At 35.2% G+C, this 361-nt stretch carries 1 tRNA gene; it reads right to left on the reverse strand.

The features are described from left to right. Positions 1-265 precede the first annotated feature (265 nt). Positions 266-341, reverse strand: a tRNA-Ala gene (locus GMB86_RS15365). Positions 342-361 lie beyond the last annotated feature (20 nt).

Genomic DNA, 361 nt, shown 5'->3' on the forward strand with positions numbered 1-361 from the left:
TGTGAGCTTCGACGTTAGTCAAAGTTCCTTAACCTGCTTTAGTTCATTTATAATAAACAAAAAAAATAATTAAATCGTTTCATTTGATCCATCGCTCTTTTTTTCAAAGAAATCAATCGGTGTTACCCGTTTGATATTACGCTTGGCTTTTGTTTAGTTTTCAAGGAACAATCTCTTTATTAATCGCTAACTATTTAAGCGACTTTAATAGTATATAACTATTGTTGCCTAATGTCAAGCAAATTAACAAAATAAGTTTTATAATTGGTGGAGCCTAGCGGGATCGAACCGCTGACCTCCTGCGTGCAAAGCAGGCGCTCTCCCAGCTGAGCTAAGGCCCCATTATTATTTTTTATATTGA

The organism is Terrilactibacillus tamarindi (genome assembly GCF_009718825.1).
In the GTDB taxonomy this organism is placed as follows: Bacteria; Bacillota; Bacilli; order Bacillales; family Sporolactobacillaceae; genus Terrilactibacillus; species Terrilactibacillus tamarindi.